The sequence below is a fragment of the Brotomerdimonas butyrica genome (assembly GCF_025567305.1).
In the GTDB taxonomy this organism is placed as follows: domain Bacteria; phylum Bacillota; class Clostridia; order Peptostreptococcales; family Anaerovoracaceae; genus Lentihominibacter; species Lentihominibacter butyricus.
In genome coordinates this window covers 284,092-307,537 of record NZ_JAOQJP010000001.1, presented here as the reverse complement: position 1 = coordinate 307,537, position 23,446 = coordinate 284,092, and the positions used below count along the sequence as shown (strand labels likewise).

General features: G+C 49.8%; 20 protein-coding genes. 12 read left to right on the top strand and 8 right to left on the bottom strand.

What is annotated here, in order from left to right:
- Together OCV59_RS01290 and spoIIR are read left to right on the top strand one after the other, a co-directional pair.
- The coding region (locus OCV59_RS01290; RefSeq protein ID WP_262584019.1) for a DUF3794 and LysM peptidoglycan-binding domain-containing protein at positions 1-1,428 on the top strand (1,428 nt) is incomplete at its 5' end.
- Between the two features lie 176 nt (positions 1,429-1,604).
- The gene (spoIIR, locus tag OCV59_RS01285) at positions 1,605-2,270 is read left to right on the top strand and encodes a stage II sporulation protein R (RefSeq protein WP_147592511.1); all 666 of its coding nucleotides are present in this window, start codon (positions 1,605-1,607) and stop codon (positions 2,268-2,270) included.
- Positions 2,271-2,443: 173 nt separating this feature from the next.
- Here the strand turns inward: spoIIR and OCV59_RS01280 are convergent, their stop codons facing one another.
- From OCV59_RS01280 to OCV59_RS01245, 8 genes are all read right to left on the bottom strand, one after another.
- On the bottom strand, positions 2,444-2,851 hold the full coding sequence (locus OCV59_RS01280; protein WP_147592510.1) for an Rrf2 family transcriptional regulator: 408 nt from the start codon (positions 2,849-2,851) through the stop codon (positions 2,444-2,446).
- Positions 2,852-3,119: 268 nt separating this feature from the next.
- The gene (locus OCV59_RS01275; RefSeq protein WP_147592509.1) at positions 3,120-4,814 is read right to left on the bottom strand and encodes an APC family permease; all 1,695 of its coding nucleotides are present in this window, start codon (positions 4,812-4,814) and stop codon (positions 3,120-3,122) included.
- Between the two features lie 147 nt (positions 4,815-4,961).
- Positions 4,962-6,260: a saccharopine dehydrogenase family protein gene (locus tag OCV59_RS01270; protein ID WP_147592508.1), complete on the bottom strand. Its 1,299-nt coding sequence runs from the start codon at positions 6,258-6,260 to the stop codon at positions 4,962-4,964.
- 733 nt (positions 6,261-6,993) lie between these two features.
- On the bottom strand, positions 6,994-8,073 hold the full coding sequence (gene leuB / locus OCV59_RS01265) for a 3-isopropylmalate dehydrogenase (protein WP_147592507.1): 1,080 nt from the start codon (positions 8,071-8,073) through the stop codon (positions 6,994-6,996).
- Between the two features lie 61 nt (positions 8,074-8,134).
- Positions 8,135-8,620, bottom strand: a complete 486-nt coding sequence (gene leuD, locus OCV59_RS01260) for a 3-isopropylmalate dehydratase small subunit (protein ID WP_147592506.1) — start codon at positions 8,618-8,620, stop codon at positions 8,135-8,137.
- A gap of 22 nt (positions 8,621-8,642) precedes the next feature.
- A complete protein-coding gene (gene leuC, locus OCV59_RS01255) occupies positions 8,643-9,902 on the bottom strand; it encodes a 3-isopropylmalate dehydratase large subunit (protein ID WP_147592505.1) in 1,260 nt (419 codons plus the stop codon).
- A gap of 142 nt (positions 9,903-10,044) precedes the next feature.
- Positions 10,045-11,745 carry a 2-isopropylmalate synthase gene (locus OCV59_RS01250; protein WP_147592504.1) on the bottom strand — a complete coding sequence of 567 codons (1,701 nt, stop codon included), beginning with the start codon at positions 11,743-11,745 and terminating at the stop codon, positions 10,045-10,047.
- A gap of 414 nt (positions 11,746-12,159) precedes the next feature.
- Positions 12,160-13,104 (bottom strand): DDE-type integrase/transposase/recombinase, encoded by a 945-nt coding sequence (locus OCV59_RS01245; RefSeq protein ID WP_147592503.1) that lies wholly within the window; start codon positions 13,102-13,104, stop codon positions 12,160-12,162.
- A 213-nt stretch (positions 13,105-13,317) separates the two neighbouring features.
- Between OCV59_RS01245 and OCV59_RS01240 the strand changes: the two genes are divergently transcribed.
- The 10 genes from OCV59_RS01240 to ruvX all read left to right on the top strand — a co-directional run bounded on the left by OCV59_RS01240 (position 13,318) and on the right by ruvX (position 23,222).
- Positions 13,318-14,502, top strand: coding sequence for a dihydroorotase (locus OCV59_RS01240; RefSeq protein WP_147592502.1), 1,185 nt, complete (start codon positions 13,318-13,320; stop codon positions 14,500-14,502).
- 68 nt (positions 14,503-14,570) lie between these two features.
- On the top strand, positions 14,571-15,320 hold the full coding sequence (locus tag OCV59_RS01235) for a dihydroorotate dehydrogenase electron transfer subunit (protein WP_147592501.1): 750 nt from the start codon (positions 14,571-14,573) through the stop codon (positions 15,318-15,320).
- On the top strand, positions 15,314-16,225 hold the full coding sequence (locus OCV59_RS01230) for a dihydroorotate dehydrogenase (protein WP_147592500.1): 912 nt from the start codon (positions 15,314-15,316) through the stop codon (positions 16,223-16,225). Before OCV59_RS01235 ends, OCV59_RS01230 begins: the two co-directional genes overlap by 7 nt.
- Positions 16,225-16,923 carry an orotidine-5'-phosphate decarboxylase gene (pyrF, locus tag OCV59_RS01225; RefSeq protein ID WP_147592499.1) on the top strand — a complete coding sequence of 233 codons (699 nt, stop codon included), beginning with the start codon at positions 16,225-16,227 and terminating at the stop codon, positions 16,921-16,923. The genes OCV59_RS01230 and pyrF overlap by 1 nt, the downstream gene beginning before the upstream one ends.
- A 119-nt stretch (positions 16,924-17,042) precedes the next feature.
- Positions 17,043-17,675, top strand: coding sequence for an orotate phosphoribosyltransferase (gene pyrE / locus OCV59_RS01220; RefSeq protein WP_147592498.1), 633 nt, complete (start codon positions 17,043-17,045; stop codon positions 17,673-17,675).
- A gap of 67 nt (positions 17,676-17,742) precedes the next feature.
- Positions 17,743-18,657 (top strand): aspartate carbamoyltransferase, encoded by a 915-nt coding sequence (pyrB, locus tag OCV59_RS01215; protein WP_147592497.1) that lies wholly within the window; start codon positions 17,743-17,745, stop codon positions 18,655-18,657.
- Positions 18,658-19,074 carry an aspartate carbamoyltransferase regulatory subunit gene (locus OCV59_RS01210; RefSeq protein WP_147592496.1) on the top strand — a complete coding sequence of 139 codons (417 nt, stop codon included), beginning with the start codon at positions 18,658-18,660 and terminating at the stop codon, positions 19,072-19,074.
- Positions 19,075-19,360: 286 nt separating this feature from the next.
- A complete protein-coding gene (alaS, locus tag OCV59_RS01205; protein ID WP_147592495.1) occupies positions 19,361-21,988 on the top strand; it encodes an alanine--tRNA ligase in 2,628 nt (875 codons plus the stop codon).
- A gap of 315 nt (positions 21,989-22,303) precedes the next feature.
- Entirely contained in the window at positions 22,304-22,552 is a 249-nt protein-coding gene (locus tag OCV59_RS01200; RefSeq protein ID WP_147592494.1) for an IreB family regulatory phosphoprotein, read from the top strand.
- A gap of 244 nt (positions 22,553-22,796) precedes the next feature.
- Positions 22,797-23,222, top strand: coding sequence for a Holliday junction resolvase RuvX (gene ruvX / locus OCV59_RS01195; protein WP_147592493.1), 426 nt, complete (start codon positions 22,797-22,799; stop codon positions 23,220-23,222).
- The last annotated feature ends 224 nt before the right edge of the window (positions 23,223-23,446 follow it).

The window sequence follows — 23,446 nt, the reverse complement described above, 5'->3', positions numbered from 1 at the left end:
GGAGCTTTCCACCCGGATCAGTCATCGAGGACTGCAGCAGGAAACACCGGCACAGTCTCAGGCGAGATCGTCCTGCACACCGCCTACAGCCCTGCGGAAACGACTTCATCGCCTGTCGACGTCATAAGATCCGCCGTTTCATTCAGATCCGAGATCCCCGATATCCAGCATGACGCTGCCACAGGCACTTCCGCAGAATCAGTATGCACGTTCGACATCGGCCCGGTGACCGCCGAACTGATGAACGAGCGCAAATTTACAGTCAAGGGATATGTAAAGGTTCGCGTCACTGTCGTCACAGCGAAAGAGCTCCCGCTCCACAACGCCAACAGCGACCCTGACCTGATCCTGAAAAATGAACAGTTCAGCGCATCCGAGCTGATATTCGAAGCCACTGAAACGACCGAGATCTCTCAGGAGATAAACCTGCACGAGGATCAGCCGGAGCCCGTGAAGATCCTCAAGGAAAGCTTTTCCATAGTCGAAAACCACAGACAGATCACATCCGGCAAACTCGTGATAAACGGCACGATCCTTTCCGAAATACTGTACCTCGGCCTTGAAGACCACGAAAACACACTCTGCTGCCTGAGAAACAAAACCGATTTCACACAGTTCATCATGGCAGACAACGATCTCGACAGTGACCTGATAGAGATATCCTTTGCCGGCGATGATCTGAAAGCATCCGTCGAGACCAGGAGCCAGATCATGATAACAGGCACAGTGACCTCGTCGGTGCACGGCTACCGCACGCGATCGATACCTGTTATCTCAGACGCATATCACAAAAAGAACGACATCCGGTTCGACATGTGCAGCCGGCCGCTTTCCTGCATAGCCGGAACTGTTTCCGGTGAGCTCTCGTCACGCGAGGTCGTGAATATAGATGAAGAAAAAGGCAGACCCGAAAAGCTTCTGTGCGCGACCGGCACGATCACGGAACTTTGCGGCACGGCCGGTCAGGGACGTATCGTACTCGAAGGCAGTATCCCGGTGAAGATCCTCGCACTCGACAGCGACGGCAATCCGTTCGTGATCGAAAGCACCGTGCCGCTCCGCGGCACTCTGGATATGCCTGCACTGGAAAACTCGCCCGACACGACAGAGATCGCGATTTCCGCGAGCATAAAGGACCTCTGGTTCGACTCGATCAACAGCAGACAGCTAGAGATAAACATCAGCGTTTCCATAGAGATCTGGGCCATACGACACTGCGTTTTCCACACCATCGAAAACCTCTGCATCTCGGAATCCGCGTCATCCGTCCGCACACCGTCGATAGCACTTTACGTGACAGGCCCGGACGATACGCTGTGGGATATCGCGAAACGATACCGCACCGACACCGAGTCCATCGCAGCAGTCAACGACCTGGACGCCGGTCAGCCGCTGAGCGCCGGCACAAGACTGCTCGTAGTCCGCTGACGCCCCGCCTGACTGCAATCTGTCGCGACCTGGCGCGCTTTGCAAAAAAACTTCCATAAATATGTATAATTCCTCCCTGAGCAGTAAACACTTACTGTACCGGATCAGATCAGCCCGGCCAAAACCAGCCGCGGCCATATCCGGGAAAAGCAGAAAGCGCAAGGGAGGAATTGGAATTGAAAAAAATATCTGACGGAAAAAAATGCATGATATGCCTGGCACTCGTACTGATAATGGGCTTCCTTTTGTTCTATACATACACCGGAGACGGCCGTAAAAATGAACACGAGGGGATCATCAGACTTCACGTGATCGCAAACAGCGATACGGTCGGCGACCAGGCGCTGAAGCTCAAGGTGCGCGACGCGGTGATCGAATATCTGCAGAAGCAGGATGACCTTCACACCGTCGACGACACCAGGGAATATCTCGAGGCGAATCTCGGCAGCCTCGAAAAGATCAGTGAAGGGATAATCGCAGCGAACGGGCGTGACTACTCTGCTCACGCTAAGCTCGGGGTGCGGTATATCCCCGAAAAGACTTACGGCGGTATCACTTTTCCTGCCGGGAACTACGAGGCGCTGAACATCACGCTCGGAGACGGCAAAGGTGAAAACTGGTGGTGTGTGCTCTTCCCGCCGCTCTGTCTTCTCGATGAAGGCACCGAAAGCGACGTTGCTGGGGATGATGCAAAGGATGCACCGTCTGCAAAGTCTGCAGGTATGGACAAGAGCAGCGGAAACGGCACAGCTGACGCTTCCGGCGGCTCCGACAGTCTGACTGACGAGCAGCGCCTGCACCTGAAATGGAAGATCGCCGAGCTCCTTGGAGAAACTAAATGACATACAAAAACCGCTGACGGATCCTGTGGCATGCTGCCACTGCCGGACCGAAAGCGGTTTTTGCATATTATTAAAAGCGTCAGATCGTTCTTCTGCTCTTACCTGTTACCTGCGCTCCGCACAAATCCGCATATCCTCTGCTGCGCCCGAAGAACCGGCGCTCGCAGCAGCCGTTAATCATCGAACAGCGACGCCAGGCTTTTGCTCCTGAACTCGTTCTTCAGCAGACCCTGTATGCGCCCGAGCTCTCTGTGCATGCGACAGTCGAAACCGGCGTTCCTGGTGCAGTCATAATCGCTTTTCATGCATTCGATCACCAGAAATGTATTCTCGAATGCGTTCACTACATCGTAAAGTGTGATCTCTTCGCAGTCTCTGCGCAGGCTGTATCCGCCCTTCGGGCCGCGCCTGATAGTCAGCAGCCCGCCTGTCTCAAGCTTTTTAAGTACCCTGTATATGAATGGGGACGGGATATTTTTCTCCTGCGAAAGCGCTGCAGCTGACATCGGACTTTTGTGATAAAGCGCGTCAAGTATCTGTATAGCATATTCGACTTCTTTGATTATTAAAATACCGGTCACCTCCCTGCAGTCGTTATCATACTTTTTTAGTAAAGTATACTATCCTTTACCACAGCTGTCAAGTATGAACGGTCCGCACGCCCAACGCTATAAAAAAGAACGCCGCCCAGGGTGAATATCACATCCCGGCACAGCGCCCTCTGATTTTTGACTATACGGCGTTACATAACAATGCGCCTTTGAACAAAAGTGGCTTCGCCACATATTTTCATATGAAACTTTTATTGATATTTCCGGAATAATAAAATATCCGATTAAACCGCTTCTGCTATTTCGCTTTCGACGTCTCTACCTTTCTGGAAATTATGAAGAATACTACGCAGAGTACAGCGCATACTGCTGTGAATATATGCAGATAGTTGCCTATCACGCTTACGATAGTATCGACATTGCCGTTTTCCATTATGCCGTCGAAGTAATCTCCTGCCTCCCATGCATCTTCAGTTCCCCAGCCTTCATACCAAGGCACGAATACACATGTAACTGCGTTCATGACAGTCATGAACAGGAACAGCAGAGATATCCTCTTCGTGTCTCCTACTGCCAGACCGGTCCTCTTGTTTCCCGGGAATGCGACAGGGTCTTTCTTCGTGAGACCGCCGTACATCTTTCTCCAGATGATGTAAAGGAACGGACCTGTTGCCATCGCCGTCATACCGCCTATGTAGTAGTCGGATCCGTTGATGAAGATCGCGAACAGTGCCACGCAGATCGGTACGATACACAATACGACCAGAAGTCCGAATCCTCCGGGGATCTTGAACTTGTATTCTTCCGCCGGTATCTTCTTTCTGAGGATCATAGCGGAGATATAAACGAGTATGTACGATGCGATGAGCATATGCACGTCAAGGATTATTACGAACCCGAACGGCAGCATGCATAGTATCATCGTTGAAACAGCTACTGTCAGTACAGCGATATAAGGCACTCCGTGTTTCTTGTCACATTTTACGAGAAGCGGCGGAGCCAGATTATCATCTGCCAGCGAGAAGAAGCCTCTGGAACCCGATGCTATGTAGGTGTTGAATATCGAACACTGTGCGAATATCGCAACCAGTACGAAGAATACACCGAATGCAGGTCCCCAGAATTCCTGTACAACGTCTGAGTATCCTACAGTTCCTGCCTCTGTTCCCCAGTTCTCCCACTGACCCAGTGAGCCAAGGCCTGCGATAGTAGGCAGGATATATACAGCCATGATAAGCGGTATAGTGATGAGGGTTCCCTTAGGGATGACCTGCGGATTCGAAACTTCACCTGCGATCGTCGACATCGACTCGTATCCCGAGTACATCCACATGCCGACTGAGATTCCTCCTGCTATGAAGAAGAGCCAGTCTGAAGCGCCTGTTGCTTCGTATGCCGTGAGCTGGAACGAGATAGTGTCAGCCGTCTCAGCATTGCCGCCCCAGTTCATGAAGCCGCACACTGCAACGAGTCCGAATGCTACCATAACGAGTATCGAAAGTATCGTGCTTGCTATACCTACATCCTTTACGCCGCGGATATTGATCCATGTAAATATGATTATCATTGCAGCCTTGATGGCAAATTCTCCGGTCCAGCCCAGATCCCACTGAGCTGCGGCGTATCCGCCTGCCAGAATAACGTATACAGCGTTATCGATGTAGATAGAGATGGTTCTCCACCATCCTGCCTGGAAACCCCAGAATTCTCCGAGTGCTTCCTGTACCCACTTGTAGTAGCCGCCTTCCTGCGGTCTTACCGACCCCAGCTCGGAAGCAACGCATCCGAACGGCAGCGCCCATACGAACGGCAGCACACAGAGCATTACTATGGTAAGGCCGGGGCCGCATTCAGGGATCATTTCCTCGATTCCGTAGCAGCCTGCCGCTACCAGACAGAAGATCATGAATACTACTGTCGAAACTTTGATGTCATGCTTTTTCAGACCATGTTCTCCGACCTGAGCAACATTAGTGTTCTGTTTTTGAGTCATATTATCCTCCTTTTTTAATAGTAAATCCTCTAAATAACAGGAAAAGCCGCCGCCTGAGCAGCACAGCGGCTTTCCTGCATAATAGACATCAATATATCACATTGTGAATATAATTCCGGTATAATCAAACATAATAATATGAAGCTTTTAGTTGAGTTCTTTTACTACTGTATCAAGAGTTATATCCAGTTCCGATGCATAATCAAAATATGTATCCACCTGGTCAAAACTCAGCATATCTGATGAGATGAGACCCTTCTGATCGAACTTGTCATTAACGAACATCTTTGAGAATAAGAATCCGCCCTGCCCTGTCAGGTACATCTCAGCGGTTATTCCTGCCTTTTCGAAGGAATCTACGAATCCCGGCGCTGATACGTGCGTCTCTACGAGAACGTCCTTGCCGTCCTTCTGTCCGTATGCTTCGATGACCATGCAGCCTGCGTCTTTCTTCAGACCTTCGTCTATGATCGCCTGTATTTCTTCCTTGTATTTAGGTGCCGGAGGGATATGGCTGAGGATGAAATCAAACGGAACCACTTTATTTCCATTGAAGTCTTTTTCCTCACGGCTCAGAAGGCCTGCTTCGCTGAGAGGTTTTGCGAAGTCCATTCCTGCTCCCGCATATTTGAAGTAAGCATTCTTGCATCCCTTGAAGTACTTTTCAGCATTGAACCCATAGTGCAGAGGTTCATCATGCGAGTGTTCCATGAACGTGATCTCTTCATCCATGTAGTCATACTGTCTCTTTACAGGGTTTCCGAAAGCCGGTGTGTTGACGAACTGTCCGTTTTCGAAAGCAATGCCTGCTTCACTCATATCTGTAAGCGCTGTCACCGGTGACCACCAGAATGGCTGGAATCTTTCAGCTATAGCGCCTTCCCATACAAAATTATAAATAGTATCGCATTTGTCGAGATATTTCATCGCGTTTCTCGTTGCACAGCAGATGAGTCCCGGAGCTGATCCCGTTCCTACTATCGCCAGTCTGTCGATAGCTTCGAACTTAGGGCCGTAGATCTCGAACTGAGCCTTCAGACTGTCGAACCATTTCTGAGTTCCCGGTGCGGTGATCTTTTCGCATCTGATATCTGCGTCAGCTTTCGCTTCTTCGCTTTCTCTCCATACATTCTCCATGTTGATGGTCGATGCGTAGTCCTGATAATTGGCTTTTACCTCAAGAGCTGCGTCCAGCACGTTTTTCGTGCATTCGAGCGGCAGACCGTTAAGGATCAGATCCACTCCCTGAGCTGCGGCAACGATACTGTCCTTGTCATGGGCATCCACCTGCACACCTCTGCCCTTTTTGAGCTGGCTGACGATATTTTCCACTGCCTTCGGATCATAATCCGCGCAAATAACCTCTTCCACGTTTGGCTCCAGATCCAGTCTCTTTGCTGCTGCACTGCCCTGAGCTCCAACGCCTAATACTAATACTTTTTTCATAATTCACCTCAAAATATTTCACGTAATATCCGTCACGCAAGATATTCCCAGGCTATTATCAACAGCCGGATTTCCTGCAGATATTACGTCTTTAAATCAAAATCTTTCTTTAAATTTCTAATTGCTGCGTATATCTTGTTCATAAATCCTTTTGTCATTTTGAGCACGAACTGTAAAGTCCTGTGCTGTTCCACCTCCAAATTCATTGTGTCAGCGGCACCTGCGTACGTTGTGCCGCAGTGCTACGATTACTGTCATAAGGTGGTTTCCACGCTCCCTTCTATAGTTTTCTGTGATCTTTGTTCGTTTACAATACATCATGGACGAGCCTGTGCGCAATACCATTATCAATTTCTCGCAACATAATACATCGTTAATTAGTTGACGATTCAATTAAAAAATTGCCGCTATAATTGGAGTTTCACCATTTGCGGCAATTTTTAGACTTTTTAAAAATATTTAATATTTTTTAACAGCCTGCGCAAACAAGTTATCGTTTTCACGCAACGACATTGTTCGACACATGCTTTTTATAAACTTTTGCCCCGGATCTCTTGAAATCCGGGGCAGTTTCTGTACTTTTATGTTTTTCTTTTATGTAAAACTGCAGGCCTCCTGCCTGCCGGCTCTTTTATTATCGCCGGACACATGCACGCTGCAGATCCGCAAAACCGCCGGTCAGCGGTCTCTGCCGGCACTCCTGAACCTGCCTGCCGGCGCGTACGCTGCGCCTTTACAGCTCCTGTATCGCCTCGACGATGAGATCGCCGGCCTTTACAGTACCGATAGTCTCCTCGCCTTCCTTAGCGATGTCAGGCGTCCTGTATCCGTCTGCGAGCACTTTTTTGACAGCTGCTTCGATCGCATCTGCCTCTTCGCCGAGCCCGAACGTGTATCTGAGCATCATCGCTGCCGAAAGGATCGTAGCCATCGGGTTTGCCATATCTTTGCCCGCGATGTCAGGCGCCGAACCGTGCACCGGCTCGTACATGCCGAAGTTGCCCGTTGCAAGGCTAGCCGACGGCAGCATACCGATCGATCCCGTTATCATGCTGGCTTCGTCTGAAAGGATGTCGCCGAAGATGTTGCTCGTAACGATCACATCGAACTGCTTCGGATTTCTCACCATCTGCATTGCGGCGTTGTCTATGTAAAGGTTGTTCAGCTCGACTTCAGGGTACTTTTCGCCGACTTCAGCGACTACCCTTCTCCACAGGCGCGAGCTTTCCAGCACGTTCGCCTTATCTACGCTTGTGACCTTCCTGTTTCTCTTCATCGCCATGTCGAATGCGACTTCTGCGATACGTCTCACTTCTTCCTCTGCGTACTGCTCCACGTCGTAGGCTGCAGGGCCAAGGTCTGTCTCTTTCGTGCCCTTTTCGCCGAAATAGATGCCGCCTGTGAGCTCGCGCACTACCACGATGTCAAGTCCGCCCTCTACGATCTCAGGCTTAAGAGGGCACGCGTCTGCGAGCTGTTCGAATAAAAGCGCAGGTCTGAGGTTTGCAAAGAGTCCGAGCTCTTTTCTCAAGCCGAGAAGGGCCATTTCAGGTCTTTCGCTGCCCGGGAGCGTATCCCATTTCCAGCCGCCTACAGCGCCGAGAAGCACTGCATCGCCGGCTTTGCATGTATCTATCGTTTCCTGCGGCAGGCATTTTCCTGTTGCGTCGATAGCGCAGCCTCCTGCCAGCACCTTAGTGTATTCGAATGTGTGTCCGTATTTTTCTCCGACCTTGTCCAGCACTCTGATGGCCTGTCCTACGACTTCAGGGCCGATGCCGTCGCCGGGAACGACTGCTATTTTATAGTTCATATCGATTCTCCTTGTCTTTATGAGTCTTTATGCGATTGTGCAGCTCTATGCTTCTGCGCGGTTATTTGCCCGTGATGCTGTTCATCAGTCCACCTTTGGCCATGATGTCCTTGATGAATTCAGGGAAAGGGTGAGCCTGGTATGTCTCGCCTTTTGTCTCGTTTGTGATCACGCCTGTGTCAAAGTCGATCGATACCTTGTCGCCTGCGTCGATCCCTTCGCTCGCTTCCGGGCACTCCAGGATCGGCAGTCCGATGTTGATGGCGTTTCTGTAGAAGATCCTCGCAAATGTCTTCGCGATGACGCAGTCTATACCGCTCGCCTTGATAGCGATAGGCGCATGCTCTCTGGACGATCCGCAGCCGAAGTTCTCTCCGCCTACCATGATGTCGCCCTGCTTTACTTTATTTACGAAATCCGCATCGATATCTTCCATGCAGTGACTTGCCAGCTCCTTGTGGTCCGCTGTATTGAGATGTCTTGCAGGGATTATAACGTCTGTGTCGACGTTGTCTCCGTATTTATGAACGATTCCTTGTGCTTTCATATCTTTCTCCTCCTTGCATCCTTTACAGCTCGTCCGGTCCGCTGATCTTTCCTGTAACAGCTGACGCAGCCGCTACAGCCGGGCTTGCCAGATAAACTTCTGATTTTACATGTCCCATTCTTCCTACGAAGTTTCTGTTGGTCGTTGCGACACATCTCTCCCCTGCTGCCAGGATGCCCATGTGTCCGCCGAGACATGGTCCGCATGTCGGTGTCGATACGACGCATCCGGCATCAATGAACGTATCGATGTAGCCGTTTTTGATGCAGTCCTTGTAGATCTGCTGCGTTGCCGGGATGATGATCGCTCTTACGTCGTCATGCACTTTTCTGCCCTTGAGGATCTTTGCTGCGAGCGCCATGTCCTCGAGTCTGCCGTTCGTGCACGATCCGATGACCACCTGCTGGATAGGCACGTCGCCGACCTCGTCGATCGTCTTCGTATTCTCAGGAAGGTGCGGGAACGAAACCGTCGGCTTCAGTGCTGAAAGGTCGATCTCGTATTCTTCCACGTATTCCGTATCGTCGTCAGGAGTATATACTTTCCATTCCCCCTGCACTCTGCCCTTCATGTAATTTTCCGTCACTTCGTCGACCATGAAGATGCCGTTCTTTGCACCTGCTTCGATCGCCATGTTCGCGATGCAGAGTCTGTCGTCCATGGAAAGGCTCGCAAGTCCTTCGCCCATGAATTCCATGGATCTGTAAAGCGCGCCGTCTACGCCGATCATGCCGATTATGTGCAGTATCACGTCTTTACCTGTCACGTTTTCGCTGAGCCTGCCCTTGAGGTTGAATTTTATAGCTTCAGGCACCTTGAACCATGCCTGCCCTGTTGCCATTCCCGCAGCCATGTCGGTGCTTCCCACGCCTGTGGAAAATGCGCCGAGCGCTCCGTATGTACATGTGTGTGAATCTGCTCCGATGATGCAGTCGCCGGCTTTTACGATCCCCTGTTCAGGAAGGAGCGCATGCTCGATACCCATCCTGCCGACGTCGAAGAAGTTCTTCACGTCGAATCTCTTTGCAAAAGTCCTGCACTTCATGCACTGTTCTGCTGCTTTTATATCCTTGTTCGGTGTGAAATGGTCCATTACCAGCGATATCTTTTCTCTGTCAAAGATGCCGTCGAATCCGGCTTTCTCGAATTCGTTCACCGCAACCGGCGTCGTGATGTCGTTGCCGAGCACCATGTCGAGATCTGCTCTGATCAGCTGTCCGGCCTCGACCTTATCGAGTCCTGCGTGAGCCGCCAGTATTTTCTGGGTCATTGTCATTCCCATATCGTATTCCTCCTTTATTCAACTGATATATCAAATCTGCCTGTCCATTTCTTCGTACTGCTCGTACAGCTCCTCTGCGTAATGCATGCTGCGGAGCTGGCAGCTTTGCATTGCTGCCTCCCTGCGAAACGGACGCTGCGGACTATTCAACGAAGTGATCTTTTCTGTTCTGTCTGTTGAGTGCGCTTACCAGAGCGTTTACCGACGCCAGGATGATATCCTCGTGAGTTCCCACGCCCCAGAAGGTGTTGCCGTCATGATCCTCGATGCAGACATAAGCTGCAGCCTTTGAACTTGACTCTGCCGAAAGCGCATGTTCTGAGTAAGTGACGAATTTATAGTCGAATGTGTACGGCGACATTTTAAGCGCATTGCTGATCGCGTCCAGACGGCCGTTTCCGACTGCCTCGAACTTGTACACTTCGTCTGCTATGCGGACCTTGATGTCTGCGATCATGCCGTCGTTCGACTTGAAGTCCGAAGCTTTCCTGAATGTCGCGTCCGTGATGTCGATCGGATCGAACACGTTGACATATTCCTGTGCAAATGCCTGATATACTTCGACCGGTGTGAGCTCTTTGTGCTCCTGGTCGGAGATGTCTTTCACCATGTATCCGATCTCTTCTCTCATCTGCGGCGGGATCATATATCCGAAATTGTGCTCCAGGATGTATGCTATGCCGCCCTTGCCGGACTGGCTGTTGATACGGATGACATCCGCCTCGTACTCTCTGCCGACGTCCTGCGGATCGAGCGGCAGATACGGTACCGACCACGTCTTGAGATCCTTTTCCTTGTGCCAGCGCATGCCCTTTGCGATAGCGTCCTGATGCGATCCCGAGAATGCCGCGAATACCAGCTGTCCGCCGTACGGCTGTCTCGGATTGACTTTCATATCTGTATATTTTTCGTATGTCTCTACTACCTCAGGCATGTTCGAGAAATCGAGCTCCGGATCGACTCCGTGGCAGAACATGTTCATCGCTACCGTTACGATATCGACGTTTCCTGTCCTCTCGCCGTTGCCGAAGAGCGTTCCCTCGATCCTGTCGCCGCCTGCGAGGAGTCCCAGCTCGGCGTCTGCAACGGCTGTTCCTCTGTCATTGTGCGGATGGAGCGAGATGATCAGGTTTTCCCTGTTGTGGAGGTTTGCACACATATATTCGATCTGTGATGCATATACATGCGGCATAGACATCTCCACTGTTCCCGGCAGATTTATGATGACCTTGTTGTCCGGTGTCGGCTCCCATATATCGATGACAGCGTTGCATATCTCTGCTGCAAAATCCACTTCCGTGCCTGTGAAGCTCTCAGGTGAATATTCAAATGAGAATTTCGTCTCAGGGTGTTTTGCAGCGTATTCCTTCATCAGTGCCGCTCCATCCGTCGCGATCTTGATGATCTCAGGCTTTTCTTTTTTGAAAACCTGCTCTCTCTGTGCAAGCGACGTCGAGTTGTAAAGATGCACGACTGCCTTCTTTACACCCTGGAGCGCTTCGAATGTCTTCTTTATTATATGCTTTCTGGACTGGGTGAGCACCTGAACCGTAACGTCATCCGGGATGAGGTCATCGTCTACCAGTTTTCTGAGGAACTGATACTCTGTTTTCGATGCTGCCGGAAAGCCGACTTCGATCTGTTTGAAACCGATCTTAACGAGATACTTGAAGAACTCCACCTTTTCGTTGAGGCTCATCGGCACGATCAGCGCCTGGTTGCCGTCTCTGAGATCGACGCTGCACCAGATCGGCGCCTTCTCGATGTGATCCTTTTTTACCCATTCGTTATGAGGCTCTGCCGGAGGAAAATATCCAACCTTGTATTTATCGTAATTCTTCATTATTATATCTGTCCTTTCTTTAATATGATTCGTTGCCGTTCAGGTGCGCTGTATCGTAGATACAGGCAGGTCATAAAAAAGCCTTCGTCTCAGGCTAAGAGACGAAGGCATAAGCTTCCGCGGTACCACTCTTATTGGTATGCTGTTTCGGTTCATGCCGTTCCAAGTCCGCTCGCCGCTTGCCGGGTCCACACTTGCTTGAAAAATCACATACCCACTTAAGGTCTGATGCTCCCGGGCGAGACATTTGACTCCATATACAGTCTTGCACCAGCCGACTGCTCGCTGAAATATTTTTGTCAAACTTATTCCGTTCACTGCATCTGTATTTACATGTATGTTACTAATATAAATGAAGAAATTCTGTTTGTCAACCACAAAAACCAGCTTTGCGAACAAAATAATGTAGGTTTGTCAAACATATGTTACACCATCAAGTACGAAATCATCTAAAACAGTTTGAGGCGATTTCCACCCCAGAGGACGCATAGGAAAGCGATTGTAATCCCTGTAGTTGTATTGCTGCAGCTGCTTCGAAAAATCTTCAAAAGAATAAAATCTGTGGGAGGCGTAAAAGCGTTCGTTATCCTTGCGATGACTGCGCTCTACCTTCCCATTATGCCTCGGTGTAAAAGGCCTGATCAGCTTGTGGCGGATATTGTTATCTTTCAGGGTGCGCTGAAACATCGTTAAAGTTTCCTTTCCCGGCTGTGTAAAGCGTTTGGTGAATTCAGTGCCATTGTCTGTTTGAACACACTCTATAGGCATTGGAAAATGCCTGATGAGATGCTCAAGGAAAACAGAAGATGAATATGTGCTGTGTTCTTCAAAGGCTTCCACATAGCGCCAGCGGGAGTATTCGTCGATTGCAGTGTATTGATAGAACTTTTTACCTTTCGCATCGCCGACAAGACAGAATGAAGGAACAAATTTAACGTCGATCTGGATACGCTGTCCGGGGTAGAGCATCTGTTCATAAGGCTTTGCAACATATTTGGGATTAGGAAGCTTTTCAGGTGTCATACCCTGTTTTTTGAGAAAGCGGTATAAACCTGTAATCGACCTTGTATAGCCACGCTGTCTGAGTTTTACCCAAAAGGTCACAAGGCCGGCATTGGGATTTCTTCTGCGCATATTACGGATGAGCGTGATTTCCTGAGCGGTGTGCTGGTTTGGGTGAGAATGAGGGCGTCTGGAGCGGTCGCGAAGGGAGTGTATGGAGCCATCAAAACGACGTTTCCAGCGATAGATATACTGGCGGTTGGTTTTGTACTTGATAGCAGCTTTTGTAACACCGTATTTTTCAGCATATTTGATCAGGGATAGACGGTACTTCATATCTTGTGTTATACTTGTCATGCGGAAACCTCCTGTTCCTGTGTAATGGTTTGGTGTGGTAACTTAACTTTAACACAGAATTGAAGTTTCCGCTTTTTCTTTATTATGTTGTAACACATGTATTGTAACCCTACAAACTGAGAAATGTCTGAAAATTTTTTCCTGTTGACACGTGTTCTATGGTATGATATAAACATAAGGATGTTAAATTGCAAGTTGATTTTGGAGAACGCGATGAGAGAAGATTACGGAAGATTCATTAGAGTTGCAGATCTTGATAACATAGCTGTGGAACACCTCGTTTCTGCTGGTATTGATGTTTCGCTTTTTGCAGATCGTTATATTTTACCCGGTCTTACAGATGTACATGTGCATTTGAGAGAGCCGGGTTTTTTATATAAGGAAACGATGGCGAGCGGCACGATGTCGGCTGCGGCAGGCGGATTCACCGACATATTTTCGATGCCGAACCTGGATCCGTGTCCGGACAGCATGGAAAACCTCAAGGTGCAGCTCGATATAATAGCAAGGGATGCGAAGGTCAACGTTTTCCCGTACGGAGCGATCACTAAGGGCGAACTCGGAAACGAGCCTGCTGACATGGAGGCGATGGCGGAGCACGTGATCGGATTCACCGACGACGGCAGAGGCGTTGCATCGGAAAGCATGATGCGCGACGCGATGAAACGCGCGAAGAAGCTCGGGAAACTGATCGTGGCGCACTGCGAAGACGAGAGCTTTCCGAAAGAAAGCTCTGAAAGCGAATGGAAACAGCTGGAGCGCGACATAGAGCTCGTCAGAGAGACCGGCTGCGGATACCACGTGTGCCACGTTTCCACGAAGGAATCCATCGAACTTGTCAGGAAGGCGAAAGCTGAGGGGCTCGACATCACATGCGAGACTGCGCCTCACTACCTGACGATCTCACGCGATGAAATAGAAGACAGCGGCCGGTTCAAGATGAACCCGCCGATAAAGGGCACCGAAGACAAAGCTGCACTGGTAGAAGCGGTAAAGGACGGCACGATCGACATGATAGCGACAGACCATGCACCGCACAGCCTTGAGGAAAAAAGCAGAGGCTTCGCAGGCAGCGCATTCGGGATCGTCGGCATGGAAACCGCATTCCCTGTTATGTACACTGAGCTCGTCGAAAAAGGCGTGATCACGCTGGACAGACTCATAGATCTGATGTACACGGAGCCGAGAAAGCATTTCGGCATGAGCACATGCAGCATCGAAGAAGAACTGCACAAGGAGAAGCCGACGTTCGCGATCTGGGATCTTGACGAAACCTACAAGGTCGATCCAGAAAAGTTCATGACGATGGGAAGGAGCTGCCCGTTCGACGGATGGGATGTAAAGGGCAGGTGCCTGCTGACTGTCGTTGACGGAAATACCGTATGGCAGTACAAATAATATGGCGCCATGAATGATATGTATGGGACGATGTTGTGTAATAAGACATTCGACATGGAGAAACAGCAATGAAAAAATCGGATTTCACAATACTTTCGAATAAAAAAATAGCAGACAGGACATATGAAATGAAGCTTTCAGCGCCGGAAGGCACCGGCGTCACGAACGCGGGGCAGTTCATCAACATCAAAATAGACGGATTCTTCCTGAGAAGACCGATCTCGATATGCGACTGGACTGACGGAGAGCTGACTATAATATACAAGACCGTTGGAAACGGCACGGAAGCGATGAGCATGATGCCCGCAGGTAGAACGCTGGATGTGCTCTGTCCGCTGGGAAACGGCTACGATATAAGCGAGGAGCGCGGCATCGGAGACAGACCTCTGCTGGTCGGAGGAGGCGCCGGAGTGCCGCCGATGTACGGACTGTGCAGACTTCTGATCGCCCAGGGCAAAAATCCGGTCGTAGTGCTCGGCTTCAACACGGCAGCCGAGAGCTTTTACATAGAGGAATTCAAGAGGCTCGGCGCTGAGGTCATCGTTTCGACTGTCGACGGCAGCCTGGGCGTGAAAGGCTTCGTTACGGACGTGATGAAGACTCTCGACTACAGCTACGTATTTTCGTGCGGACCTCTGCCGATGCTCAGAGCGATAAACGATACAGCGCCTGCAGAGACAGGCGGCCAGTTCAGCTTCGAGGAGCGCATGGGCTGCGGTTTCGGAGCATGCATGGGCTGCTCATGCAAGACTAAATACGGAAATAAAAGGATATGCAAGGAAGGACCGGTGCTGGAAAGAGGTGAGGTAATATGGTAAATACAAAAGTCGATCTGTGCGGCATCACGCTTGACAACCCGGTGATGGCAGCCAGCGGCACATTCGGATACGGATATGAATTCGCCGAACTGTTCGACATAAACATGCTGGGAACATTTTCTTTCAAGGGCACCACGCTGGAACCGAGGTTCGGGAACCCGACTCCGAGGATAGCCGAGTGCAGAGAAGGAATGATAAACTCCATAGGCCTGCAGAACCCGGGCATCGACAAGGTGATAGAAGAAGAACTGCCGAAACTGAGCAAGTGTTTACATAAAAAAGTTATGGCAAATGTCGGCGGATTTTCAGTCGAAGAGTACGTCGAGGTTTGCAGACGTCTGGACGCGTGTGATCAGGTGGGGTGGCTGGAAGTCAACGTTTCCTGTCCGAACGTCCACGGTGGCGGCATCGCGTTCGGCACTGACCCGGATGCTGCGGCACAGGTGGTGAGCGCAGTGAAGGATGCAGTCAGAAAGCCTGTGATCGTGAAGCTTTCGCCTAACGTCACAGATATAGTCTCCATCGCAAAAGCCTGCGAGAACGCCGGTGCAGACGGCATCTCGCTGATAAACACGATGCTGGGGATGAGGATAGATCTCAGGACGAAAAAGCCGGTAGTGGCAAATATAATGGGCGGCTTTTCGGGACCTGCAGTGTTCCCGGTGGCCCTCAGGATGGTATATCAGGTGTATGAGGCGGTGGATGTGCCGATCATCGGCATCGGCGGCGTCTCGACAGCTTCAGATGTGATCGAGATGATGCTGGCAGGAGCGACGGCAGTGCAGATCGGGGCAGCCAACCTGACTGATCCGTATGTGTGCAGAGACATAGTGCTGCAGCTGCCGGAGACGATGAAAAAATACGGTATAAGTGATCTTAGAGAGATAACAGGAGGTGCACATTAATGGGAAAAGACGTAATAATCGCATGTGATTTCAGCAGCAGTGAGGAAACGCTGCGCTTTCTCGACAAGCTGGGAGAAAAGAGACCATATGTGAAGATCGGTATGGAGCTTTTTTATGCGGAAGGCCCCGATATCGTAAAGATCCTGAAGATGAGGGGGCATAAGGTATTCCTCGATCTGAAGCTTCACGATATCCCTAACACGGTCAGAAAATCTATGAGCGTGCTCGCCGGACTCGGTGTAGACATGTGCAATGTGCACGCTGCCGGAACGATAGACATGATGAAAGCGGCGATCGAGGGGCTCAGCTCGGGAGACGGAGAGCGTCCGCTGCTGATAGCTGTCACACAACTGACTTCCACGACCGAGGAAAGGATGCAGCGCGATCTGCTGATAGACAGGGAGATGGAGCAGGTGGTGGCTCACTATGCGGCTAATGCAAAGGCTGCAGGTCTCGACGGTGTCGTATGTTCTCCGCTCGAATCACCTAAGGTGCACGACATGTGCGGCGACAGCTTCCTGACGGTGACCCCGGGAGTGCGCTTTGCAGATGACGATAAAGGCGATCAGGCCAGAGTCACTACGCCTGCGAAGGCCAGGGAGCTCGGCTCGGACTACATCGTAGTCGGCAGGAGCATCACGGCGTCGGACGATCCGCTCGCGGCATACGAAAGATGCGTCGAAGAATTCGTCGGCTGACAAAGCCCGGCTGCGGAGCATCCGCATGAGAGACATCTGAGAAACACCGGCATGCTTGTCTGAGAGACAGCCGGCACACAGCCGGAATGCTGAGACTTTACATAAAACGGAGGTAGAAAATGAAGAGAAAAATAGCAAAAGGACTGCTCGACATCGAAGCGGTTTTCCTCAGCCCGCAGAAGCCTTTCACATGGGCGAGCGGCATAAAGAGCCCGATATACTGTGACAACAGACTGATACTTACTGCGCCTGAGATCAGAAACACGGTCGAGCAGGCGATAGCAGACACTGTAAAGGAAAACTATCCGGAAGCCGAGGTGCTGATGGGAACGAGCACTGCAGGCATCGCACATGCGGCGATCGCGGCACACATCATGGGGATCCCTATGGGATACGTGCGTTCGGGAGCGAAGGATCACGGCAGGAACAACCGTATCGAAGGCCGTCTTGAAAAGGGCCAGAAGGTCGTAGTCATCGAGGATCTGATCTCGACCGGCGGCAGCGTGATAGACGTGGTCGAAGCCCTGCGCGAGGCAGGCGCTGAAGTACTCGGCGTGGTGAGCATCTTTACATACGGAATGAAAAAAGGACTTGAAAGACTGGCTGCGGCAGACGTGAAGAACATAAGCCTGACGGATTTCGACACGATCTCACAGGTGGCAGTCGAGACAGGCTACATCAGGGAATCAGATCTCGTCAAGCTCAAGGCTTTCAGGGACGACCCGCAGGACGAAAGCTGGATAGAGAAATAGTCAGACAGAATGACGACATGCTTCAGATATATCAAAACTATCAAAACGTGATCAAAAGGAGGTACAAATGAAACATTTGATCGACATCATGCAACTCGGTACAGAAGAAATCGATGAGATGATAGACGTGGCGAAGGACATAATCGCTCACCCCGAAAAGTACGCTGAAAAATGCCATGGCAAGAAGCTGGCAACGCTGTTTTTCGAGCCGTCGACCAGAACGAGACTCAGCTTTGAGGCTGCTATGTACGAGCTGGGCGGAAACGTGCTGGGGTTCTCGGAAGCTCAGAGCTCTTCAGCATCAAAGGGCGAAAGTGTAGCAGACACGATAAGGACAGTAGGAGCATATGCCGACATCATCGCGATGAGGCACCCGAAAGAGGGCGCACCGATGGTCGCTTCGAGAAAGTCGACCGTTCCTGTGATAAACGCAGGAGACGGCGGCCACAACCACCCTACACAGACGCTCACTGACCTTCTGACGATCAGCAGGGAAAAGGGCAGGCTCAGCGACATGACAGTCGGTCTGTGCGGAGACCTCAAGTTCGGACGTACGGTACACTCGCTGATAAGTGCGATGTCTCGCTATGAAAACGTGAAATTCATACTTATCTCGCCTGAAGAGCTGAAGATCCCTGAATACCTCAAACACGAAGTGCTGGAGAAAAACAACATCGAATACATCGAGACCACAGACCTCGAGGCAGCGATGCCGCAGCTCGACATACTTTACATGACGAGAGTACAGAGAGAGCGATTCTTCAACGAACAGGACTATATAAGACTCAAGGACAGCTATATCCTCACGCCGGACAAGCTGGACAACGCGAAGGAAGACCTGAGCATACTCCATCCGCTGCCGCGTGTCAACGAGATCTCTGTCGCTGTCGACGACGATCCGCGAGCAACGTATTTCGAGCAGGTGCTCAACGGCAAATTCATAAGAATGGCACTGATACTCAAGCTTCTGGAGGTGAAATAAATGATCATAGGAAAGATAGAAAACGGCATAGTTCTCGACCACATCAAAGCAGGCGCAGGCATGAAGCTTTATAAGATCCTCGGACTGGACTCACTGGACTGCCAGGTGGCACTGATCAAGAACGCAGAGAGCCAGAAGCTCGGCAGGAAGGACATCATCAAGATCGACAGGATCATCGACGTCAACCTCGATGCGATCGGCTATATCGATGCAGGCATCACGGTAAACATCATCGAAAACGGCAAGCTTGCAAAGCGCACGCATATCGAGCCGCCTGAGGAGATCACGGATGTCATAAAGTGCAAGAATCCGCGATGCATCACGACTACGGAGCAGGAGCTGCCGCATGTGTTCAAGCTCACAGACAGGGAAAATCTCGTATACAGATGCATATACTGCGAGAGCAAAGCAAAATAGTGTAAAAACAGGATAAAAACTGTATAAAACTATCGTGAAGTGACGTCTCACATCATCGAGAATGCCCGTTACGGGATCGTTCGGATTTGATGCGCGGGACGTCATTTTTATTGAAATTGGAATGTATTTCTGGTATACTTATAAAGTCGGCTCCGCCGGTATCTTGTGCTGGCGGGCGATTTTTTTGATATTATGGAATATCGCAAAGCGGTATTTCCTGCATTATAAAGGACCGGATGCAGGTATTCATGTCTGCCGGTGTCCGGATTTTAGGAGGATACACATCATGGAAAAACTCGGTTTGAATAAAATCAGAGAACTGTTTTTAAGCTTTTACGAATCAAAGGAACATTACAGGAGACAGAGCTTCCCGCTGGTTCCGGGCAAGAATGAGAAGAGTCTGCTTCTGATAAACTCGGGCATGGCGCCGCTGAAGCCTTACTTCGCAGGGATCGAGACTCCGCCGAGCAAGCGTATGACTACATGTCAGAAGTGTATAAGGACAGGCGACATCGAAAACGTGGGCTTTACATCAAGACACGGCACATTCTTTGAAATGCTCGGAAGCTTTTCATTCGGAGACTATTTCAAGAAGGAGTCGCTGACATGGGGCTGGGAATTCATCACTCAGGTGCTCCACATGCCGACTGACAAGCTCTGGGCGACTGTTTACGAGGATGACGATGATGCGTATGCTATCTGGAAGGATATCATCGGTATGCCGGAGGAAAGGATCGTCCGTCTCGGAAAGGACGACAACTTCTGGGAGATCGGAACAGGTCCGTGCGGTCCGTGCTCGGAAATCTACTATGACAGAGGCGAAAAGTACGGCTGTCACAACCCTGACTGCAAACCGGGCTGTGACTGCGACAGATACATCGAGTTCTGGAACCACGTGTTCACTCAGTTCAGCCGTGATGACGAAGGCAACTACTCTGATCTGGCGCATCCTAACATCGATACGGGAATGGGACTCGAGCGTCTGGCATGCATCATGCAGGGTGTTGACTCGATATTCGATATAGATACTATAAAACACATACTTGACGGCGTCGTTCAGGTCTCCGGCGTGGAATACAAAAACGGAGAAGCTGACACTGACGTTTCGATAAGGATAATCACAGACCATCTCAGATCGATGACGTTCATGATCGGCGACGGTATCACTCCGGGCAACGAGGGAAGAGAATACGTCCTCAGACGACTCATCAGAAGAGCTGCAAGACACGGCAGACTCCTCGGCATCGAAGGACCGTTCCTTTCGAAGCTCTGCGGCAGAGTCATCGACATATCGGCGAATGCTTATCCTGAGCTGGAAAAACGCCGCGTGATGATCGGCAAGGTCGTTGCTGCCGAAGAAGACAGGTTCGCAGCTACCATCGACCAGGGCATGAGGATAATAAACGGTTACATCGACGAACTCAAATCGTCAGGAAATACAGTGCTTGACGGCGAGAGCGCATTCAAGCTCCACGATACTTACGGATTCCCTATCGATCTTACGAGAGAGATCCTTGAAGAATCGGGATTCTCAGTGGATGTCGAAGGGTTCGAAGCTGCGATGGCAGAGCAGAAAGAACGTTCGCACGTAGAGCAGGCAATGGAAGGCGCAGGATGGGATGAAGCGTCGAACGCTTTCGTACACGGTGAAGAGACTGAATTCACAGGATACGACACGCTGGTGACTCTCGGCACAGTCAAGTCCATATTCCATGACCAGAAGCCGCTCGGCAGTGCCAAAGAAGGCGAGACCTGCATGATCGTCCTCGACAAGACTCCGTTCTATGCGGAAAGCGGCGGTCAGGCAAGTGACGAAGGATACATGTACAACGATGACTGTGCGCTGCAGGTCCTCGAAGTCAAGAAAATGGGCAAGGCTTTCGTGCACAAGGTAACGATGCTCAGCGGAGTGCTCAAGGTAGGCGACAGCGTCGAAGCTATGCCGATAGCAATTCAGAGAAACAGGACTTCTGCAAATCATACTGCAACGCATCTGTTGCACAAGGCTCTCCAGGAAGTTCTCGGAGATCATGTAAAGCAGGCAGGTTCGTCTGTTACAAAGGATGGTCTCAGATTTGACTTCAGCCATTTCCAGGCTATGACTGCAGAAGAGATCGCAAGCGTTGAAGAGATGGTCAACAACAAGATCAGCCACTTCCTGGATGTCACTACTGAAGTGATGTCGGCGAAGGATGCTGCAAAGACTGGCGCTACGGCCCTCTTCGGCGAAAAGTACGGCGATACTGTCAGAGTCGTTTCGATAGGAGACTACAGCTGCGAGCTGTGCGGAGGTACTCATGTGAAAAACTCCGGACAGATAGGTGCATTCAAGATACTCAGTGAATCCGGAGTCGCTTCTGGCGTGAGAAGGATAGAAGCTGTTACAGGAATGGGAATCCTCGAAAAGTACAATGAAGATGAAGCTCTCATATCAGACGTTTCAGGCATACTCAAGGCAAAGCGCGATATGATCACGGACAGAGCGTCAGCACTTGCAGATGAGGTCAAGGCGCTCAAGAAGGAAGTCGAAGAACTCAAGAAGGCAGAGATGAACAAGGGTCTCGGCAGTCTCATAGATGAAGCTGTTGAAGTGAACGGAATAAAGCTGATCACAAAGCAGTTCGATGATTACAACATCAATGACCTCAGAGGTCTGTCAGACCAGATCAAGGCTGACAACAAGGGCATCGCTATGGTATTCGCTGCAGTTTCAGGCGGCAAGGTGACATTCCTCGTTTCACTGTCAGACGATGTCGTGGAAAAAGGCTATCACGCCGGCAAGATGATCAAGGAGATCGCAGCAGCAGCAGGCGGCGGCGGTGGCGGCAAGGCTGACATGGCACAGGCCGGCGCTAAGGATCCTGCAAAGATCCCTGATGCTTTTGCAAAGGCTGCAGAGCTGCTTCAGGCATAATTTCAGCTAAATCGCAAAATAGAGCTTCAGCGATCATTACTGCATCGGCACCGGATCTACACTGATTTTTCGGCAACGCTGCCCGGCAAGATGATCAAGGAAATCACGGTAGCAGTGGTGGCGGCGGTAGGCTGTAAAGCCGATATGGCACAGGCTGGCGCTCAGGATCCTGCAAGGTTCCTGAGTTGAATGACAATGCTGACGATTTACAATATATACAAGATGTGATAATTTTGTGTAAATATATGTTTTTACTTGTATTTAAGTATATGAGGGTGTTATAATTCCAATATATAGATGAACGGAGGTTATACGATGGATAGGCAAACTAGAATGTATGATAATTTCGATAAAATAGAGCAGAGAACTATCGAAGAGATTTTAAATATAGTATACGATGCGCTGGAGGAAAGAGGGTATAACGCTATCGATCAGATGGTAGGATATATTTTATCCGGCGATCCTTCATACATTACGAGCCACAACAATGCCAGAAACGTAATGGGAAGAATCGAAAGAGACGATCTGGTAGAAGAACTCATCAGAGCATATCTCCGCAGATAATGACTTGTAGATCAATTAAAAAGGCGAACAGCAATGTCCGCCTTTTTCTTTTGAGTGAAGAATTCTCCGTTTGATTGCGATAAAAAAATTATGTTAACTGCTGATCTCAGATCATAATGCTGCGGTCTCAGTATCATACGAGCTGAATAACAGCGTATAGAGTAGCGACCATAGAAAAAGTAAGGTCACGATGTTTACGGTATACAGTCAATATAATGAATGGTACAGGAAGGATAAAAAGATAATGAAGAAACTGGCACTTGACGTAGGTGATAAAACTATAGGCGTTGCTGTAAGCGACGCACTCAATATAACGGCGCAGGGTGTAACGACTATAGAAAGAGTAGGGATCAGAAAGGATTCCGGCAAGGTAATGGATTATATCAGAGAGTTCGGCTGCGACACTGTCGTGATCGGACTTCCTAAAAAGCTCGATGGAACTGACAGTCCGCAGACCGAAAAAGTATACGAATTCAAAACGATGCTCGAAAATAAAATGCGCAGCAGCGGCATGGCAGATGTGAAGATCGAATTTTACGATGAACGTCTGACCACTGTCATGGCCGAAAAGGTTCTGATCGAAGCAGATGTGAGCCGCGGTAAAAGAAAAAAAGTGATCGATAAACAGGCCGCAGTAATAATCCTGCAGGGTTATCTGGCTTCATTATAGGAATAGGAGAGCGATATTAGAGAAAAGCAACTATTCCTATAATCATAATTATGGGAATAGTTAAAGTGAAAATCCCATATGTCCATCTCTATGTGAGATTTCATATGTTATAAGAAAAACAGGCATTTGCAGTTTTTATATGCAGTGCCTGTTTTTCTTGATTGGAATATATGTTTATTATGATTTTTTCGAGACGTTGTCCATGATGCTATAAATTAATAATT

What these genes read in the sequence shown, in the direction of transcription:
- OCV59_RS01275 (WP_147592509.1), bottom strand. Translation starts at nt 4,814, where the DNA reads ATGACTCAAAAACAGAACACTAATGTTGCTCAGGTCGGAGAACATGGT.
- OCV59_RS01270 (WP_147592508.1), bottom strand. Translation starts at nt 6,260, where the DNA reads ATGAAAAAAGTATTAGTATTAGGCGTTGGAGCTCAGGGCAGTGCAGCA.
- leuB (WP_147592507.1), bottom strand. Translation starts at nt 8,073, where the DNA reads ATGAACTATAAAATAGCAGTCGTTCCCGGCGACGGCATCGGCCCTGAA.
- leuD (WP_147592506.1), bottom strand. Translation starts at nt 8,620, where the DNA reads ATGAAAGCACAAGGAATCGTTCATAAATACGGAGACAACGTCGACACA.
- leuC (WP_147592505.1), bottom strand. Translation starts at nt 9,902, where the DNA reads ATGGGAATGACAATGACCCAGAAAATACTGGCGGCTCACGCAGGACTC.
- OCV59_RS01250 (WP_147592504.1), bottom strand. Translation starts at nt 11,745, where the DNA reads ATGAAGAATTACGATAAATACAAGGTTGGATATTTTCCTCCGGCAGAG.
- OCV59_RS01245 (WP_147592503.1), bottom strand. Translation starts at nt 13,104, where the DNA reads ATGACAAGTATAACACAAGATATGAAGTACCGTCTATCCCTGATCAAA.
- OCV59_RS01240 (WP_147592502.1), top strand. Translation starts at nt 13,318, where the DNA reads ATGAGAGAAGATTACGGAAGATTCATTAGAGTTGCAGATCTTGATAAC.
- OCV59_RS01235 (WP_147592501.1), top strand. Translation starts at nt 14,571, where the DNA reads ATGAAAAAATCGGATTTCACAATACTTTCGAATAAAAAAATAGCAGAC.
- OCV59_RS01230 (WP_147592500.1), top strand. Translation starts at nt 15,314, where the DNA reads ATGGTAAATACAAAAGTCGATCTGTGCGGCATCACGCTTGACAACCCG.
- pyrF (WP_147592499.1), top strand. Translation starts at nt 16,225, where the DNA reads ATGGGAAAAGACGTAATAATCGCATGTGATTTCAGCAGCAGTGAGGAA.
- pyrE (WP_147592498.1), top strand. Translation starts at nt 17,043, where the DNA reads ATGAAGAGAAAAATAGCAAAAGGACTGCTCGACATCGAAGCGGTTTTC.
- pyrB (WP_147592497.1), top strand. Translation starts at nt 17,743, where the DNA reads ATGAAACATTTGATCGACATCATGCAACTCGGTACAGAAGAAATCGAT.
- OCV59_RS01210 (WP_147592496.1), top strand. Translation starts at nt 18,658, where the DNA reads ATGATCATAGGAAAGATAGAAAACGGCATAGTTCTCGACCACATCAAA.
- alaS (WP_147592495.1), top strand. Translation starts at nt 19,361, where the DNA reads ATGGAAAAACTCGGTTTGAATAAAATCAGAGAACTGTTTTTAAGCTTT.
- OCV59_RS01200 (WP_147592494.1), top strand. Translation starts at nt 22,304, where the DNA reads ATGGATAGGCAAACTAGAATGTATGATAATTTCGATAAAATAGAGCAG.
- ruvX (WP_147592493.1), top strand. Translation starts at nt 22,797, where the DNA reads ATGAAGAAACTGGCACTTGACGTAGGTGATAAAACTATAGGCGTTGCT.